At 64.0% G+C, this 18,558-nt stretch carries 15 protein-coding genes; 4 read left to right on the plus strand and 11 right to left on the minus strand.

Translation table 11 applies throughout. The annotated features are described in order from the left end of the window. Position 1: 1 nt before the first annotated feature. On the minus strand, positions 2-2,086 hold the full coding sequence (locus QUH67_RS29030; RefSeq protein WP_300942928.1) for a hydantoinase/oxoprolinase family protein: 2,085 nt from the start codon (positions 2,084-2,086) through the stop codon (positions 2-4). Positions 2,087-2,309: 223 nt separating this feature from the next. Here QUH67_RS29030 and QUH67_RS29035 point away from each other — a divergent pair, with 223 nt between their 5' ends. The 3 genes from QUH67_RS29035 (at position 2,310) to greA (ending at position 5,950) form a co-directional block, all read left to right on the plus strand. After that, positions 2,310-3,773, plus strand: coding sequence for an NAD(P)-binding domain-containing protein (locus QUH67_RS29035; protein WP_300942929.1), 1,464 nt, complete (start codon positions 2,310-2,312; stop codon positions 3,771-3,773). Between the two features lie 122 nt (positions 3,774-3,895). Beyond that, positions 3,896-5,404, plus strand: coding sequence for an ATP-binding protein (locus QUH67_RS29040; protein WP_300942930.1), 1,509 nt, complete (start codon positions 3,896-3,898; stop codon positions 5,402-5,404). A 63-nt stretch (positions 5,405-5,467) separates the two neighbouring features. Next, positions 5,468-5,950 (plus strand): transcription elongation factor GreA, encoded by a 483-nt coding sequence (gene greA, locus QUH67_RS29045; protein ID WP_300942931.1) that lies wholly within the window; start codon positions 5,468-5,470, stop codon positions 5,948-5,950. Between the two features lie 120 nt (positions 5,951-6,070). Here greA and QUH67_RS29050 read toward each other — a convergent pair whose 3' ends face one another. The 10 genes from QUH67_RS29050 to QUH67_RS29095 form a co-directional block, all read right to left on the minus strand. Beyond that, a complete protein-coding gene (locus QUH67_RS29050) occupies positions 6,071-7,288 on the minus strand; it encodes a M24 family metallopeptidase (protein ID WP_300942932.1) in 1,218 nt (405 codons plus the stop codon). A gap of 19 nt (positions 7,289-7,307) precedes the next feature. Continuing rightward, positions 7,308-8,192, minus strand: coding sequence for an ABC transporter permease (locus QUH67_RS29055; RefSeq protein WP_300942933.1), 885 nt, complete (start codon positions 8,190-8,192; stop codon positions 7,308-7,310). Between the two features lie 22 nt (positions 8,193-8,214). After that, the gene (locus QUH67_RS29060; protein WP_300942934.1) at positions 8,215-9,258 is read right to left on the minus strand and encodes an ABC transporter substrate-binding protein; all 1,044 of its coding nucleotides are present in this window, start codon (positions 9,256-9,258) and stop codon (positions 8,215-8,217) included. A 32-nt stretch (positions 9,259-9,290) separates the two neighbouring features. Further along, positions 9,291-10,343, minus strand: a complete 1,053-nt coding sequence (locus QUH67_RS29065; RefSeq protein WP_300942935.1) for an ABC transporter ATP-binding protein — start codon at positions 10,341-10,343, stop codon at positions 9,291-9,293. 2 nt (positions 10,344-10,345) lie between these two features. After that, positions 10,346-11,185: an ABC transporter permease gene (locus QUH67_RS29070; protein ID WP_407080363.1), complete on the minus strand. Its 840-nt coding sequence runs from the start codon at positions 11,183-11,185 to the stop codon at positions 10,346-10,348. Between the two features lie 63 nt (positions 11,186-11,248). Beyond that, entirely contained in the window at positions 11,249-12,496 is a 1,248-nt protein-coding gene (locus QUH67_RS29075; protein WP_300942937.1) for a metal-dependent hydrolase family protein, read from the minus strand. A gap of 6 nt (positions 12,497-12,502) precedes the next feature. Further along, positions 12,503-13,738 carry a metal-dependent hydrolase family protein gene (locus QUH67_RS29080; protein WP_300942938.1) on the minus strand — a complete coding sequence of 412 codons (1,236 nt, stop codon included), beginning with the start codon at positions 13,736-13,738 and terminating at the stop codon, positions 12,503-12,505. A gap of 373 nt (positions 13,739-14,111) precedes the next feature. Next, the gene (locus QUH67_RS29085; RefSeq protein WP_300948209.1) at positions 14,112-14,501 is read right to left on the minus strand and encodes a hypothetical protein; all 390 of its coding nucleotides are present in this window, start codon (positions 14,499-14,501) and stop codon (positions 14,112-14,114) included. A 67-nt stretch (positions 14,502-14,568) separates the two neighbouring features. After that, on the minus strand, positions 14,569-14,790 hold the full coding sequence (locus QUH67_RS29090; protein WP_300942939.1) for a hypothetical protein: 222 nt from the start codon (positions 14,788-14,790) through the stop codon (positions 14,569-14,571). Positions 14,791-15,034: 244 nt separating this feature from the next. Continuing rightward, complete coding sequence (locus tag QUH67_RS29095) at positions 15,035-16,159, minus strand: metallophosphoesterase (protein ID WP_300948210.1); 1,125 nt, start codon at positions 16,157-16,159, stop codon at positions 15,035-15,037. A gap of 292 nt (positions 16,160-16,451) precedes the next feature. Between QUH67_RS29095 and QUH67_RS29100 the strand changes: the two genes are divergently transcribed. Next, positions 16,452-18,389: a primary-amine oxidase gene (locus tag QUH67_RS29100; protein ID WP_300942940.1), complete on the plus strand. Its 1,938-nt coding sequence runs from the start codon at positions 16,452-16,454 to the stop codon at positions 18,387-18,389. The last annotated feature ends 169 nt before the right edge of the window (positions 18,390-18,558 follow it).

Here is an 18,558-nt window from a genome sequence, read left to right on the forward strand (position 1 = left end):
GTCATGCCGCCTTCCGTTCCATGACGATGCTGCCGGCGCCGTCGATATGGGCGTCGAAGCTGGTCGAGACGAATGTCGAGGTCTCGTCTTCCGCGATCACCGCAGGCCCCGCGATGGTCGCGCCCGGCGCCATCTGGTTGCGGTGATACAGCGGAATCTCGACGACCTTCCCGGCGCGGCCATCGAAAAATTTGCGGCTGCCCGCGGCCTTTCCAGCCGGCATGCGCGCCACCTCGGCAACGCGAGATGGATTGCGCGGCTCCGTGGTCGCGAGCACCGACCAGCTCAGCACCTCGATCGCAGCCCCCGGGATCGATCGCTCGAACAGGGCCGCATAATCCTTCTCGAAGGTCTGACGCAAACCTGCAAGATCGGCGTCCGTCAGTGGCCGGTTCGGCAGCTCGATCGTGATCTCGTGTCCCTGTCCGACATAGCGCATGAAGGCGGCGCGCCGTTCGCGCACGGGCTCACCCGCGGCACCCGGCTCGACCAGCGCGCGCGCCTCGGTCGCCATTTCGTCCAGCAGGTCGGACACGGCGCTGACATCGAACGCGTCGAGCCTGGCATGACGGCTGCGCACCAGTTCATAGGCGATGGGTGCAGCGAGGAACCCGACCGCGGAGCCGACGCCGGCATTGGACGGCACGATCACGCGCGAAACGCCGATCTTCTCGGCGACCCGGGACGCATGCAGCGGCGCGGCCCCGCCGAAGGCGATCAGGGTATGCTGACCAACGACGGCGCCACGCTCGACCGCATGCACGCGGGCGGCGCTCGCCATGTTTTCGCACACCACTTCATGCACCGCATAAGCTGACGTTTCCGCCGACAGCCCCAGTGGCTCGCCGATATCGCGTAACAAGGCCTGCCTGGACAGTTCGAGGTCGAGCTTGATGGTGCCGCCGGCGAACGCATCGGGATCGATCTTGCCGAGCGCGACATCCGCGTCCGTCACGGCGGGCCGCAGGCCGCCGCGACCATAACAGGCAGGCCCCGGCTCTGAGGACGCGCTTTCCGGGCCGACCGTGACGCGCTTCAGCGCATCGACGCGCGCGATCGAGCCCCCGCCGGCGCCGATCTCGACCATCTCGATGACCGGAATACGCACCGGCAGGCCCGAACCTTTCAGGAAGCGCGCGGCGCGATCGACCTCGAACACCCGCGAGGTTTCGGGCTGGTACTTTTCGATCAGGCAGATTTTTGCGGTGGTGCCGCCCATATCGAACGAGAGTACCTTGCTCTCGCCGAGACGCGCCGCAATCTGCGCCGCAAAGATCGCGCCGCCTGCCGGCCCGGATTCGACGAGGCGTACCGGAAAGCGGCGCGCCGTCTCGATCGACGTGACGCCGCCGCCGGAGGTCACGAGATAGATGGCGCCGCGAAACTGCTCGGCCTGCAGCCCTTCGGCCATGCGCGCGAGATAGCCGTCGATCAACGGCTGCACATAGGCATTGGCCACCGCAGTCGAGGTCCGCTCATACTCACGGATTTCAGGACACACCGCCGACGACAGCGTGATCCAGACACCGGGCATTTCCTCTTTCAGGATCGCGGCGGCGCGCCGCTCATGCTCGGGATTGGCATAGGAGTGAAGGAAGGCGAAGGCGACGCTCTCCACATTCTGCGCGCGCAATTCAGGCGCGAGCGCCCGCACCGCGGCTTCGTCGAGCGGCAGTCGCACCGCGCCATGCGAATCGATGCGCTCGGGGACCGTGAAACGCAACGCACGCGGCGCCAGCGGCTTTGGCTTGTCGATCCCGAGGTCGTACTGATCGTAGCGGCTCTCGGTGCCGATATCGAGCACGTCGCGAAAACCTTCCGTTGCGACCAGCGCCGTCTTCGCGCCGCGCCTTTCGATGATGGCATTGGTCGCCAGCGTGGTGCCGTGAATGAAGACGTCGATGTCGGATATGTGGGCACGCGCATCGGCCAGAATAAGGCGCATACCGTCTAGCACCGCCTGCTCCGGACGCGCCGGCGTCGTCAGCACTTTGCGGGTTTTGCGATCCCGGCCCACATCCAGGACGATATCGGTGAACGTGCCTCCGATATCGACAGCCAGTCGCACCTCGGCTCCCTCAAGCATTCCAAATCTCCGCGGTTGAACGACGAACTGTAGCTGGATATTCAGCAATTTCCATGCCACCGAATATGCTAGCGCAAGCCTACCCGGCGATTTTGCCGACGGCCTATGCGACGCGACGCGGTGCTTGGTTCAGCACTTGCAACGTTCGCGAGCACATCGCGGCGCTTGACGACGCATTGCGGATAGAAGAACTCGTTCGGATCGTAGACGATGGGGCAGACAATTGGACAGGATTGACCGTGCCGATCTGGCGGGGCTCGCACGGCACGAACGTGCCGTGGCGCGCGACCTGGAGATGCTGGGCGTGCCGGCGGCGAACTGGCCGGCGACCATCGCGGACGCGAGCGGCCAACCGGTGCTCGACGTTCTGGTCGTCGGCGCCGGCATGAACGGCATCGCCGCCGCCGGCAGTTTGCTATTCAAGGGCGTGCGCAACATCGCCGTGATCGAGCGCGCCAAGCGCGGACAGGAAGGGCCCTGGCTGACCTACGCGCGCATGGACACGCTGCGCTCGCCCAAGACATTGCCCGGCCCGGCGCTCGGCGTACCCTCGCTCACCTTTCGTGCCTGGTATGAATCGAAATACGGCATTGCCGCGTGGGAAGCGCTTTACAAGATTCATAACGGGACCTGGGTGGACTATCTGTCCTGGTTGCAGAAGGTGCTGGCATTGCCCGTCCGCCACGGCGTTGCGCTGGAAGCGCTCGAACCCGCGGGCTCGTTCGTGCAAGCCGTGCTGAACGAAAATGGCGCGCGTCGAAAGATACTGGTGCGGCGCGTCGTTCTCGCGACCGGCCGCGCCGGCGCCGGCGGTGACCTCTGGCCGGACTTCGTCGATCGCGCATTGGCGCCGGGCCTTGCGGCCCACACCAATGACGATATCGATTTCGAAGCGCTGCGCGGCAAATCCATCGCCGTGCTCGGCGGCGGAGCTTCCGCGTGGGACAATGCGGCCACCGCGCTCGAACGCGGCGCTGCGCGGGTCGACATGTATGTGCGGCGGCCTTATCTGCCGCAGGTCAACAAGGGACGCGGCTCGGCATTTCCCGGCTTCCTTTACGGCTGGTCTTCGCTGCCCGATGCCGAGCGCTGGGCCGTGACGGTGTATCTGAACGACATCCAGTCCCCGGTGCCGCATGAAACCGTCAATCGCACCATGCGGCTCGCCGGCTTCCACATCCATTTTCGCGCGGGTGTCGAAACAGCGTCGCGCGCGGGCGAAAAAGTCGCGGTGAAGATCGCAGGTGAGGATGAACCGAAACTGCATGACTTCCTGATCGTCGGCACCGGCTTCAACGTCGACCCGGCGCGGATTCCGGAACTCGCGCACTATGCCCCCCACATCGCCACCTGGGGCGATCGCTATCAGCCCGCGCCCGATCTGCGCCGCCGCGATCTGGAGCGTTTTCCCTATCTCGGTCCCGGTTTCGAACTGACCGAGAAGATTCCGGGCAGCGAACCGACGCTCGGGCAGATCCATCTGGTCAATTTCGGCGCCCATGCCAGCCATACCGCGGTCGCCAGCGATATCCCGGGCGTCAATATCGCCGCCGAACGGGTGGCCGGAGCGATCGTGGCTTCGCTGTTCTGCGAGGATATCGATCACATGCGCCGCAGGGTGGAAGCGTTCAACGAGCCGGAACTTGAAAGCACGCCGTTTTTCGTTCCGGAATCCGAGCGAAGCTGAAGCGAACTTGTCCACCGCGCGCGACCAGCCGTGGAGAACGCGTGGTGGTCGTCCATCTGTTCTCGACGGGCGGCGGCCGGGTTGTTAAGCCCGCCTCCGCTGAGGGAAGTTTGAGTCGGGTTATGACCGTTGCAATCGAGATGGGGCACACGACGGCAGGCGCGCCGGCCACGCTGGACCTCGAGGAACTGCTGGCGACCCGGCTGCTGGTGCAGGGTAATTCAGGCTCCGGCAAATCCCATCTGCTGCGGCGGCTGCTGGAACAGAGTGCCCCTTGGGTGCAGCAGACCATCATCGACCCCGAGGGCGACTTCGTGGCGCTGTCCGAGCGTTTCGGCCATCTGCTGATCAATGCCGAGGACCACACTGAGCGCGGCCTGCAGGTCGCCGGCGAACGCGCACGCATCCATCGCGTCTCCACCGTGCTCAATCTCGAAGGGCTGGATGCCGAAAACCAGATGCGGCGCGCGGCGGCGTTCCTCAACGGACTGTTCGAGATCGCGCGCGACCACTGGTACCCGATGCTGGTCGTGGTGGACGAAGCGCAGCTGTTCGCGCCGGCCGTCGCCGGCGAGGTGTCGGACGAAGCGCGAAAACTTTCGCTCGGCGCGATGACGAACCTGATGTGCCGCGGCCGCAAGCGCGGGCTCGCCGGGATCATCGCGACACAGCGGCTGGCAAAGCTCGCCAAGAACGTCGCGGCGGAAGCGTCGAATTTTTTGATGGGGCGAACGTTTCTCGACATCGACATGGCGCGCGCCGCCGACCTGCTCGGCATGGAGCGGCGGCAGGCGGAGGCGTTTCGCGATCTGGAGCGCGGGCAGTTCATGGCGCTGGGGCCGGCGCTGTCCCGCCGACCGCTGGGCTTGCGCATCGGTCCGACCGACACCACGCCGCGCAACGCAACCCCGCGCCTGATGCCGATGCCGGAAGCGACGTCGGACGCCCACGCCATCATCCTGGCCGCGCCGCCGCCCGAGGCCAACCGGCCGCAGCGCCGCACACCGCCGCCTGACCTCCTCGATCAGCTGATGGCGGCAAAATCGGCGGCGCTGGAGATCCGTCCCGAAGCGGCGGAGCCAACGCTGAGCGCCGAAGAACTGGCGGAGCGGCGCGAGCGCGTCGACCGTATCCTGCGCGCCGTCATGGCCGAACCTGACGCGGGCTTCCGCGCGCATGGCGTGCTGTATCAGGAGTTCGTGGTGCGCTGCCGGATCGAGGGGCTGGGATCGGCCGTGCCTGATCTTGCGGACTTCCGCCGCATGCTGACGCGCGCCCGCGCCGGCCTCGGCTCCGATATCGCTGACGATGACGGCTGGCAGGATGTCTCGGTCCGCGCCTCACTGCTGCCGGAGGACATGCAGGGCGTGTTCATGATGATCGCCCGCGCCGCCAAGGAAGGCTGGCCCTGTCCGGGCGATGCCGCGATCGCCCGCGCCTATGGCTCGCATTCGCTGCGCCGCGCGCGGCGGCTGCTGAGCTACATCGAGGAACAGGGCCTCATTGTCTGCCAGCTCGATGGCGCCGGCCGGCGCATTGTAACGCTGGTCGAACTGGCCTGGGCGACGGCGCCGGGCGACCCCAATGCCGAGGAACTGCCGGCGGAACAAGGCTGCGGCAGCCCGGCTTAAAACGACCGTACAGCCCGCGCGCGTTGCGCTATGATGCGTCCCGCGTGATCTGGAGGATCGGGCTTGAGCGTTGCCTTTACCAAGGAAGACAGTGCGGAAACGGCGTCGGAGACGTTGCTCCCCGACCGCCCGGTTTCGCCGCATCCGAACCTCGTGACCGAAGCCGGATTGAAGGCGCTGGAGCAGCAGCTGCAGCAGGCGCGCGAGGCCTATGAGGCCGCGCAGAAGATCGAAGACGTCAATGAACGACGGCGGCAGGCCGCGATCCCGTTGCGCGACGCGCGCTACCTTGCTGAGCGGGTCCGGACGGCTCAGGTCATGCCCGATCCGGCGTCCACCGACACCGTCGCCTTCGGCAGCACGGTGACGTTCCGACGCGACGACGGACGCGTCCAGACATATCGGATCGTCGGCGAGGACGAGGCGGACCCGAAGGCCGGCTCGATTTCCTTCGTATCCCCGGTGGCGAGGTCGCTGATGAGCAAGGCCGTCGGGGATGTCGTCGGTATATCCGGTCAAGAGCTTGAGATCATTACGATCTCTTGAGCCCGGACGGGGAGCCGACAGACCCGGTTCGCACGCCCAACAAAAACTCGCAAAACAACCCCATGCAAAGTAGCACGATGAAGGCGCCGGCGATGGTCCGGAACTGGGCTTGTTGTCAGTTTATCCCTCCAGACCGAAGGGATCGTCGACCGAATGCGCCGGCTGGGTAAACCAGCGGGCGCCGGTTTCGGTGATGACCATGTGGTCCTCGAGGCGGACACCGAATTCGCCGTAGATGCAGATGGTCGGTTCGTTCGAGAAGGTCATGCCGGGCCTCAGCACGGTCTTGTCGCCCTTCACCAAATAGGGCCATTCGTGCACGTCGAGGCCGATGCCGTGGCCGGTGCGGTGCGGCAGGCCGGGCGTGGCATAGCCGGGGCCGAAGCCGGCTCCGTTGATGACCCCGCGCGCCGCGATGTCGATATCCTCGCAGCGGTTGCCCGGCTTGGCGGCGGCAAAACCAGCCGCCTGCGCTTCCTTCTCCAGATTCCAGACGTCGCGCTGGCGCTTGGTCGGCTCACCGAAGACGTAAGAGCGCGTGATGTCGGAGAGATAGCCGTCGACCGGCGCGCCGGTGTCGATCAGGATCATGTCACCCTGCTTCAGCGTCTGCGGATACGGCACGCCGTGCGGATACGCGGTCGCCTCGCCGAACAGCACCGCGTTGAATGGCGGATCGCCTTCCGAGCCGAGCTTGCGGTGCGCGGCGGTGATGAAGGCCTGCACTTCGGTCGTGGTGATGCCTTCACGCATGATGCGGGCGGCGGCCTTGTGGGCTTCGAGCGTGATGTTCTTGGCGGTCTGCATCAGCGCCAGTTCCTGCTCGGACTTGATCATGCGGCAGCCGGCGGTGACGTCGATCGAGTTGATGAAGGTGTAGGCGTTGCCGGCACGGCGTAGCCCATCGAAGGTGAAGAACGGCGTCGCCTCATCGACGGCGATCGTGCCGGAGGGGTAGCCGAGCGAACGCACGGTCTCGGTGACGGTGGCGGTCGGGTCCTCGTCTTCCTCCCAGACCGCGATCCTTTCGCCGAACGAAGTCATGGTCTTGAGTTTCTCGACCTCGAAGGCCGGCGAGATGTAGACGATCTCGCCCTTGGCCGGCAGCACCGCGCTGTGCATGCGCTCGGTGCGGCGGAACTTCAACCCGGTGAAATAGGTCATGCTCGAGGAGACATCGAGATAGAGCGCGTCGATGCCCTTCTCGCGCATGATCGCCTGCGCCCGCGCGATGCGCTGCAGACGCTCTTCGACGCCGATCGGCGGCACGTCGCCGCGCATGTTCTTCAGGGCGGCGAGTTCCGCCTCCGCCGTCGAACCACCAACACCAACCGTCATCACAAGTCCCTTTCAATTGTCATCGCCGGAACCGGCGCTGTATCAGAATGTTTGCCGTCGCCGTCAACGTCAGGGTTGCCGTCATCAGGACGAACGCGACGGAGGCGCCGAACGGCCAGTTGTTGAGCTGAAACTGTCCGTACACCAGCGGCCCCATCATCTTGAACTTGGGGCCGCCGAGCAGCACCGGCGTCGCGTAGGCGTTCATGCCGAGGATGAAGGTCAGAATGGTGCCGGCAAGGATGCCCGGCAGCGACAGCGGCAGCAGCACGCGGCGAAACATCGTCGCCGGCCCGGCGCCAAGGCTGAAGGCGGCTTCCTCGACATTGCGGTTGATGCCCTCGATCACACTCTGCAACGTCAGCACCATGTAGGGCAGATTGACGGCAATGATGCCGGCAATGACCGCGCCCTCGGTAAACATGATCTGCAGCGGCTGGGTGATGATTCCGAGCTGCATGAGGGTGACGTTGAGAAAGCCCTTGGAGCCGAACAGCGTCATCCATCCGGCCGCGCGCACCGCATTGCCGACGAACAGCGGCAGCACCACCAGCATGATCAGCACGTTCTTGTACCGCGACTGGGTGCGCGCCAGCACATAGGCGAGCGGCAAACCCATGGCGAGACAGACGACGGTGCAAAGCGCGGCCACCCGCAATGTCGTTGCCAGCACGCCGGTGTAATAGGGATCGGAGAAAAACTTGACGTAATTGTCGAACGAGAATGTCTCGATCATGATACGCCGCGCGTCGACCTTGTCGAAACTGTAGCGGAACAGGATCGCCAACGGCGCCAAAAGCCCGGCGGCGACGAATACCGTCGCCGGCCCGACCAGCGTCGTTGCGGAAAGCAACGACGCTGGTCTCTCGTCGGACTGGAAGTGCGTTTGAGCGGCGGCGGCCATCGGCTGCTTCGCTAGTGCCCGCTCAACCCTTCAATTCCTTGTCCCACCATTCCTTGAGCGCGACGTCGTTCTTGTTGAGATAGTTGTAGTCGAGATCGACCAGCTTCTTGATCTCGTCGGGGGTGAACCCGATGCGCTTGTTGAGATCAGGCGCGACCACGGCGTTGCTGACCGTGGGATTGTAACCCATGTCGACGGCGAAGGCTTCCTGCGCGCTCTTGTCCAGCATGGCGTCGAGGTAGGCGTAGGCACCTTCCTTGTTGGGCGAATTTTTCGGGATGACGAAGCCCGAGACATAGGCCAGTGCACCTTCGGTCGGAGTCATCGCCATCACCGAAATACCCGCGTTCTGCCATTGTACGACGCGGGCTTTCCACATCACCCCGAGGCCGAATTCCTCCGACTTCAGACCCTGGGCAAACGCCTCGTTGGTCGGATAAATCCGCATGCCGGCCTTCTTGCATTCCAGCAGCAGTTTCTTGCCGGGCTCGAGATCATCGACCTTGCCGCCAGCGGCGAGCGCCGCGCACACCATCGTGTACTGATACTGGATGTCGATGATGCCAACCTTGTTGCCGTGCCTGGGATCGAACACGTCCTTGTAACTGACCGGCGCGGTTGTGATGAGCTTCGGATTGTAGACGCCGACCTTGCCCGAGTAGATATGACCGACGCCGTAGGGATATTTCATCGCCGGCAGCAGATTGCCGGCATTCTTGAGCTTGCCGTAGTCGATCGGCAGCACGCTGCCGGCGTCGTGCATCTGGAACATGTTGATGGCCGAAAGACCCTGCACATCGGTCGTGCCGCGCGGCAGCCGCATCTCGGCGAGAATCTTCGAGCGGCGCTCGGGGTCGCCAGCCTGGTCCTGCACCACCTCCCAGCCGTCCTTGATCAACAGCGGCGCTTCGACGTTCTTGTTGAGCAGCCGGGCATAATCGCCGCCCCAGGTGCCGACGACGATGCGGCCTTTGGCCTGCGCCGACGCAACGCGTGGCAGGCTGGCGGCGCCGGCCAGGGCTGCGGCACCGAGCAGGACTTCGCGGCGGGATTTCGATCGGGTCATGGTGGATGCCTCCGGGTGACGGTTGGGAGATGTTATGATTGAAATACGCGGCCTGTCGATTTGCTCCAGTCGACACGGACCAGTTCGCCGATCACCGGCAGCGGCTGTTCAGGCCGGTTCTGGATCTGCACGATGACGCGTTCCTTTGGCGACAGGCGGACGTGCAGATCCACCTGGGATCCGAGATAGGAGATGAACTCCACGGTGCCTGGAAAGCTGTTGTCCATGGCAGGGGCGGCAGTCGACATCAGCGCCAGACGTTCCGGGCGCAGCGCGAGCGAGGCTTCGCCGGTGCCGCTTCCCTCGCAGGCGACGACGAGGCCGCCGGACGAGACGAAGCGCCCGGGGCCATCCATGCGGCCATCGATGAAGCTGGAGCGGCCGACGAAATCGGCGACGAATTTTTCCGCGGGGCGTTCGTAGAGATCCTGCTGCGACCCGATCTGGCGAATCCGGCCCTCGCTCATGACGACGAGGCGGTCTGCCATGGTCAATGCCTCCTCCTGGTCGTGGGTCACCATCACGGTGGTCAGGCCGAGCTTGCGCTGCAATTCGCGGATTTCAACGCGAACGTCCTGGCGCAGCTTGGCGTCGAGATTGGACAAGGGCTCATCGAGCAGCAGCACATCGGGCCGGAACACCAGCGCACGGGCCAGCGCCACCCGTTGCTGCTGGCCACCGGACAATTGTCGCGGCAGCCGGTCGCTGAGATGATCCAGCCGTACCAGGCGCAAGGCCTCCGTGATCTTCGGCGCCATCTCCGCCTTCGGCACCTTGCGCATCTCGAGGCCGAACGCGACGTTCTCGGCCACGGTCATGTGTGGAAACAGTGCATAGCTCTGGAACACGACACCGGTGTTGCGCTTCCATGGCGGAAGCCCCGTGATATCGCGGTCGCCCAGGCGGACGCTGCCGGAGGTCGGCTCGATGAAGCCGGCCACGATGCGCAAGGTCGTGGTCTTGCCGCAGCCGGAGGGGCCTAGCAGGACAAGGAATTCGCCATCGGCAATGTCGAGCGAAACGTCATCGGCGGCCTTGAACTCACCATAGCGCTTGGTGACGCCGGTTAATTGCAAATGCGCCATGATTAGACCACGCGGCCGATCTTGACGAAGCGATCGGTCAGCAGCATCGCCCCGCCGATAAACAGGATCTGTAGAACCGAAACCGCCGCGATGGTCGGGTCGATCTTCCATTCGAGATATTGCAGGATTGCGATCGGCAGCGTTGTCCGACCGGGACCGACCAGGAACAGGCTCATTTCCAGATTACCGAACGAGGCGATGAAGCCGAACAGCGCGGCCGCGACGATGCCCGGCAAAATGGCGGGCAGCGTGACGCGCCGGAACGTGGTCAGGCGATCGGCGCCCAGGCTTTGCGCGGCCTCCTCGACGGTACGGTCCATCCCGACGAGGCTCGCGGTGATCAGACGAACCGTCCAGGGGATCGCGATCAGGACGTGGCCGGCAACGAGACCGCCAAGTGAGCCGAGGATCGGCCATCCGGTCGCGATCTCGGTTTCGACATGAAAGACATAGAGCGCGATGCCGAGCACGATGCCCGGCACGATCAGCGGCAGCAGCAGCAAATTATTCACCGCCTCGCGCCCGGCAAAACGCCCGCGCACCAGGCAAACCGCGGCTGGAACGCCGATGACAAGCCCGATCGACGTCGCGATCAATGCAACCTGTAGGCTGAGGAGAAATCCCTTGACGAACCTGTCGTTGCCGGGAACGGCGCGAAACCATTTCAGCGAGTAACCTTCCGGAGGGAATGACGGGATCTCCTGGGCGAAGAACGCCAGCCAGACCACGAAGAACATCGGCAACAGAATATATGCAAGTGACACGCCAGCCGCCGTGCCGAGCGCCAGCCGCCCGACCGCGCGTGACGCGGTCCATCGGGGTACGACGGTCAAGATCCCCACTCCAAGATCGCCCTTCCAAAATTGCCTCTCGATGAGTGGCTGCGATGAATGCAACCGGGTCTTTCAGTTCAACCGGTTTTTATGCAAGATTCCTGCCTTCATGATCAGGGAGAGATGCTTGCCCTGATCGCCAAGCAGCGCAAGGTCTTTCAGCGGATTGCCGTCGACCAGGATGGCGTCGGAAAAGGCGCCTGCCTGCAATGTACCCACCTTGCCCGGCATGCGCAGCACATCGGCGCCGATCGTGGTCGCCGAGCGGATGATCTCGATCGGCGAGACCACCTCCTGGCGGATGGTGAACTCCTTGGACTGGTCCCAATGCAGCTCGCCCAGCAGGTCGCTGCCATAGGCGACCGGGATGTTGTGGCGCTTGCAGATCTCCAGCGATTTCAGCCCGCCCTGCAGCACGACCTCGTTCTTGGCGAGGCTTTCGCCGATCATGCCGAACTGCTTGGCCCGATCCTTCATGGCGTAATAGGTGACGAGGTTGGCCACCAGGAACATGCCCTTTTCGGCCATCAGTTGGGCGGAGGCATCATCGATCAGGTTGCCGTGCTCGATGGTGCGGACGCCAAGGCGCGCGGCGCGGCTGATGGAGTCGGCGGAATAGGCGTGGGCGCAGACGTAGCGGCCGAAGGCGGTCGCCTCCTCCACCGCCGCACTGACTTCGCCATCCGAGAATTGCTGGCTATCAAGCGGATCGTAAGGTGAAGCGACGCCGCCGGACATCATGATCTTCACATGGTCGGCACCCTGGCGCATCTGCTCACGGGCGGATTTGCGGACTTCGTCAACGCCATCGGCGACCGCGGACTTGAATTGCAGCCCGTTGCAGCAGGCGCATTCATTGTTGCTGCCGAAGCGATTGGTGCGCCGGCGTGAATCCGAATGCCCACCGGTGGGGCCGATCGACTGGCCGGCGATATAAAGCCGCGGACCCGTGATATGGCCGGTTTCGATCGCGGTCTTGATGCCCCAATCGGCGCCGCCGGTGTCCCGCACGGTGGTGAAGCCGCGGTCGAGCATGGCGCGCAATCGCGTCGCCGCGCGCGCGGTGACCAGCGTCAGCGGCAACGCCTCCATGAAGCGGACATTGACCTCGCTGTGGATGGCATGGACGTGGCAGTCGATCAACCCCGGCATCAATGTGCGCTTGCCGCAGTCGATGGCATCGGCCTCGGTCGCCTTGATCGGTCTATCGCTGAGTTCCTTGATGGTGTCGCCCTCGACCAGCAACTGGTAGCCGCCACGGAGCTCGCCAAACGCAGGTTCGAGCAATTCGAAATTCTTGAACAGGATTTGTTGGGACATCTGAGCTCACTGCAGCCGGTTCTTGTGAAAGCGCCCGCCCTTCATGATGATCGAAAGGTGCTGGCCCTGGTCTGCCAACAGCTTCAGGTTCTTCAGCGGGTCGCCGTCGACCACGAGCAGATCGGCGAAGGCACCCGGTTTCAGGCAACCGATCTTGCCCTCCATGCGTGTGACCTGGGCCCCGATCGTGGTGGCAGAACGGATAATCTCGGCCGGCGACAGCACCTGCGCGCGCAGCGAAAACTCCTCCGATTGGGCCACCTGCAACTCGCCGAGCAGATCGGTGCCGTAGGCGACCGGGACGCCGTGGCGCTTGCAGATTTCGAGCGACTTCAGGGCACCATCGATCACGAGGTCGTTTTTGGCCAGCATGTCCGAATTCATGCCGTACTCTGCGGCGTGCTTTTTCATCTCGAAATAGGTCACGAGGTTGGCGACCAGGAACATGCCTTTCTCGGCCATCAGCCTGGCCGAGGCATCGTCGATCAGATTGCCGTGCTCGATGGTGCGAACGCCGGCATTGGCCGCGCGCGTGATCGCCTCCGGCGTGTAGGCGTGTGCACAGACATAGCGGCCAAAGGCGTGCGCTTCCTGCACCGCGGCCTCCACTTCGCCGACCGAGAATTGCAGGCTGTCGAGCGGATCGTAGGGCGAGGCGACGCCGCCGGACATCATGATCTTGACCTGGTCGCAACCCTGGCGCATTTCCTCGCGTACCGCGCGACGGACCTGGGTGATGCCATCCGCGACGCCCATGGAGAACGTCAGAGCGTTGCAGCATTGACAGCGTGAACCAAAATCGGTGCGGCGGCGGCCGTCGCTGTGGCCGCCCGTGGGGCCGATGGCGCGGCCGGCGATGAACAGCCGCGGCCCCGGCAACAGCCCCTTCTCGGTCGCCTCCTTCAAGCCCCAATCCGCGCCCCCGGTGTCCCGCACGCTGGTGAAGCCGCGGTCGAGCATCTTGTGCATCAGATGGGCGGCGCGCGCCGTCATCAGCGTCAATGGTACGTTTTCCATATTGCGGATCACGACCTCGGACAGCACGACATGGACATGGCTGTCGATCAGGCCGGGCATCAGCGTGCGTCCGCCGCAGTCGATCACGCTGGCGGTTGCAAGCTTGATCGGTTTCGCCGAGATTTCCCGGATCGTGTCGCCTTCGACCACCAGTTCATGGCCGCCGCGCAATTCCCCGGCCTCGGGATCAAGCATTTCGAAATTCTTGAAATGGTAGACATCCATGGCCTGGTTTCCAGTCGCTCGAGCCTTGATCAAAATCTCTTGGGCATCCTATGTCTTATGCCAATTTGCCGGCGTCAATGGGTAAGCCGCGCGCCGACCTAGACCAGCCAGGTGATGCTTGCGCTTCTGCCGAATGTTCTGGCGCAGGCGAATTTCCTTGACCAGATCTGCTTCGCTGCTATCGGGAGGTTTCGAGCGCGTCAGGTATTTGCTTTGTTTGGGGTGGCGTATCGCGCTTCATTGATTTTGACCGCCGCCCAAACGCCAGACTTGCAGCCCCCGGCAATGCGGCGAATATCGAGGCCCGAAGGACGCCGACAGCGTATCCGCACGCGACAAGCGCGGCGATCTCGTGATCGAATTCGGCCGCCAATCAATGCAACGCACCGCCGGCGCAATGCGGAAAGTCGGGTCGGCGCGGGGGCACCACAAACTGCTTGGCGATCGCCAGGGCATCGCGCTCGTTGGTTTCCAGGGCAATCTTCTGCGCGAGCATGACGTCCCCTGCGACGAGATTGCCCTCAGGTATGAAACACCAGCCCAGACGCGGCCGGCCATCCGCATCCAGCTCGACGACATTCGTGCTGACGCCGTACTGGATGCGATACCGGGACCCGCTGTTGCATCCGGTGACCTCAAAATGGTTGTGGGCCTCGAGCTGCCACCGCTGCTGCGGTGACAGCCATTCGCGCAACAGCGTCATGCCGCGGGCTTCGCGGTCCTCAAACCGCGCACGCCGGCGGGCTCGTGCGGCCCGCACCATGTTGGCAATGTGCCGCACGGCAGCTGCATTCAAGCCCGCCGCAGTCCGCCAAAAGGCCATGACGACATCAGCCGCCAACGAGACGCGGATAGAAAACCGTCTCTTCCGCGGCCGGATCGAAGGATCGCACCAGGGAAATACCGCCGTTGGCCTGCCGCGTCGCGGCCGTGAATCCGGCTCCCGTCAACGCCTTGAAGCGGCGTTCGGCGTCAGCCAGCGCTTTCTGGTCCCGGACATCGAAATGATGACGGGTGTCGCCTGAATGATCCATGATGATGTGCGTAGCCATAGAAGAACCTCCGCTGCTCACGCGTTTCTTCCAGCCCGCCGCAATTGTATCTGAAATACGTTTGTGCGCACGTTCAAAAAAGCGGCAAGAGCAATTTATTGCGGTGGCAGTCCAGGGCTGCACTGCCCCCTTCAACGAGACAAGAAGATTGCGGTGACGGGGCTCTCCTTTCCTTTCGGCGCTCGCACAGCAGCTTGAGCACCGCTGCAACGCGCAAGCGAAGACCGAGCGCGCGATTTCGAACTCACCCGCCATCGGCCCGGCGCAGCGTGATGCGCGTCAATTCGGAGGGGCGGCCGAGCCGCAGCGCGAAACCGGGCCACAGCGCGGTGCCGTTGTTGACATACAGCGTCATCCCGCCCACGTCGTAACGGCCGGAAACGTAGCCCGCATTGGCGCGCGCGGCCAGGCGGTCAATCCCCCGGATCAATCCGCCGTGCGTATGTCCGGACAGTTGCAGCGCCACGCCGAGTTTTGCGGCGTGCCGCGCGTCGCTCGGCTGGTGATCGAGCAGGATGACGGGGGCGCCATTGGGCGCAGCTTCGAGAATCGCCGCGAGGTCCCGGACGGGATGTCCGTTGTGGCGCGACGCGCGGTCGGTGATCCCGGCGATGACGAGCTTTGCGCCGTCGCGATCGAGCACGATATGCGTGTTCTCAAGCGACCGCAGGCCCAACGCAGCATAGCGCGCCATCCATATGCCGTAGCCGAAAATATACTCGTGATTGCCGGATATCACGTGGACGCCGTCGGTCGCCTGCAGGTCTTGCAGCGGCTCGACGTCGGCCCGCCGCGCTTCAGGCGTGCCGTCGATCAGATCGCCCGTAATCGCGATCAGGTCTACGGCGAGCCTGTTGGATCGCTCGACGACGGCGCGCGCCCATGATTGGGGAAACAGCCGGCTGATGTGGAGATCGGTGAGTTGCAAGATGGTGTAACCATCGAATTGTCGCGGCAGCCCGCTGATGCCGACCTCGATCTCCCTGAGCGGGGGCACGCGGATGGCCTGTTGGACGCCAATGGCGGCGGCCAGCATGGCAAACGCGGCCAATCCATAGCGAACGCCGTCGGGAGCGCCCACGATGCCGCCATGAATCAGCGCTGCGAACAGCAGTCCGACGTCGAGCGCCAGTTGCAGCAACGCCAGCAGGACGACCGTGCCGAACGCCCAGTTGAAGAGGATGACCACCGGACGCGGAAACTCCGGCGAGAAGATCGAGCCTGACGAAAGCTTGTTCCAGCGATGAAACTGCAGTGCGACCAGCACGAGCGCCGCCACCGCAACCTTGATCGAAAGCGGCAGCTCCAGCGGCCAGATGAAGCGGGTCAGGACCAGGAGAAAGACCAGGCCGAAAATGAGTTGGGGAATCGGTTCGCTCCGGATTTGGATCGGTGCAGCTGTCTACACGAACTGTGGCGCTATCTCGACTTGAATTCGCTGCGGCCGAGACAACGCGCAGGCGGTTTCGTCACGCCGTCCGCGGTGTCGCATGGCTACGCTTATGCTGAGACATAAATAGGCATTCTCCCGTGCAAGGCCGCTCGCGGGGAGCGCAGAAATTTACCTTGCCGATCCATCGGATTACCTCGAATATCCGCCTGCATCGGCACCGGAAGGCGCTTGATCGGTATATTTCAAAGCGGACGTTGAGAGGACCATCATGCAGGATTCCGTTGCAAAGGCCGGCGCCGTTGCTTTGCCGACGCATCCGCTGGACCCGTTGACGCCGGACGAGATCCGTCGCGCGGCGGCCATCGTGCGCATGACCCACGATCTCGGGGCGGGCATGATGTTCGAAACCATCAGCCTGCACGAACCGGACAAGCGCGTCGTGCACGGCGCAAAGCCTGGAGAGGCGTTTGCGCGCGAGGCTTTCGTGTGCGCCTTCGACCGGACCAATGGCAAGGTCTTTGAAGCCCGGGTCGACCTCGTCGCGGACCGGGTGGTCGACTGGCGGCATGTGCCGAGCGTGCGGCCGCGCATCCTGATCGACGACATCATGCTGGTGGGAGAAGTGGCCCGCGCCGATCCGCGGTTTCAGGCGGCGCTGGCCAAACGCGGCATCACCGATATTGACAAGGTTCAGGTCGATCCGTGGTCGGCGGGAAATTACGGGCTGCCGGACGAGGAAGGCCGCCGGCTATCGCATACGTTCTGCTGGTACCGCAGCGAGACAAACGACAACGGCTACGCCCATCCGATCGAGGGGCTGTGCGCCGTGATCGATCTCGACCGGGCGGAAGTTCTGCGCGTCGACGATTATGGCGCGGCCGAGGTGCCGATGCAGAACCGCAACTACGCGGCGCGCTATCGCAGCACGTTTCGCGATGACGTCAAGCCGCTGGAGATCGTGCAGCCGGCCGGCCCGAGTTTCGTCGTCGAAGGCAACGAGGTTCGCTGGCAGAAATGGCGGTTTCGCGTCGGCTTCAACGCGCGCGAGGGGCTGGTGCTGCACACCGTCGGCTACGAGGATGACGGCCGGCTGCGGCCGGTGATGCACCGCGCGGCGCTGTCGGAAATGGTCGTGCCTTACGGGCATCCCGGCGGCGGGCACTTTCGCAAGAACGCCTTCGATGTCGGCGAATACGGCATCGGCGTGCTGGCGAACTCGCTGACGCTGGGCTGCGACTGCCTCGGCGCCATCAAATATTTCGACGCGTGGCTGGCCGACAGCAAGGGCGATCCCTATTGCATCGAGAGCGCGGTGTGCCTGCACGAGGAGGATTTTGGGATCCTCTGGAAGCATACCGATCTGTTCACGGGTGAAGTCGACGTGCGGCGCGCCCGACGCCTGGTGGTGTCGTCGATCTCGACCGTCGGCAATTACGAATATGGCGCGTTCTGGTATTTCCATCAGGACGGTTCGATTCATTTTGAGATGAAGGCGACGGGCATCCTGAATACGGCCGGCTTGCGGCCGGGCGAGCAGCCGCATTACGGCACCGTGGTGTCGCCCGGCGTCTACGCGCATTATCACCAGCATATCTTCAACATGCGGCTCGACATGGCGGTCGACGGCGAACGCAACCGCGTCGTCGAGGTCGATACCGTGGCGCTGCCGGTCGGACCGGAGAATCCGCACGGCAATGCCTTCACCATTCGCGAGACCGTTCTCGAAACCGAGCAGAACGCGCAGCGCAACGTCGATTTCAACGCGGCTAGGTACTGGAAAATCGAAAGCGCCGAAGCCCGCAACGGGCTCGGCCGTCCGACCGCCTACAAGCTGCTGCCGCTCAGTCCGGTGCCGACCTTCTCCGACCCGCAATCGATGGTGGCGCGGCGCGCGACCTTCATGATGCGGCAGCTATGGGTAACCGCCTATCATCCGGACGAGATCTTTGCCGCCGGCCGCTATCCCAACCAGAGCAGCGGCGGCGACGGCTTGCCGGCCTGGACCGCCGCGGATCGCCCGCTGGTCGATACCGATCTCGTGGTCTGGCACAGCTTTGGGCTGCACCATATTCCCCGGCCTGAGGATTTCCCAGTACAGCCTGTGATCACCGCAGGGTTCGCGCTGCACCCGACCGGATTCTTCGGCGAGAACCCGGCGCTCGACGTTCCGCCAGCCGCGAGCAGCATGAGCTGCTGCGTCGGCTGACGAGGTGGGCGCGGTCGCGTACCCCCTTCGACAGCGAAAGCTGAGAGCTCCATGAAGACGCTCAAGAAGGCAGATGACGTCGACGCCAAGGTCGCGGCCCGTTTGCGCTACCGACCACCTCCGGCTTGATAAAACACCCAATCTTGGTGTCCATAAAACCGGCAGCAGA

The organism is Bradyrhizobium roseum, from assembly GCF_030413175.1.
In the GTDB taxonomy this organism is placed as follows: domain Bacteria; phylum Pseudomonadota; class Alphaproteobacteria; order Rhizobiales; family Xanthobacteraceae; genus Bradyrhizobium; species Bradyrhizobium roseum.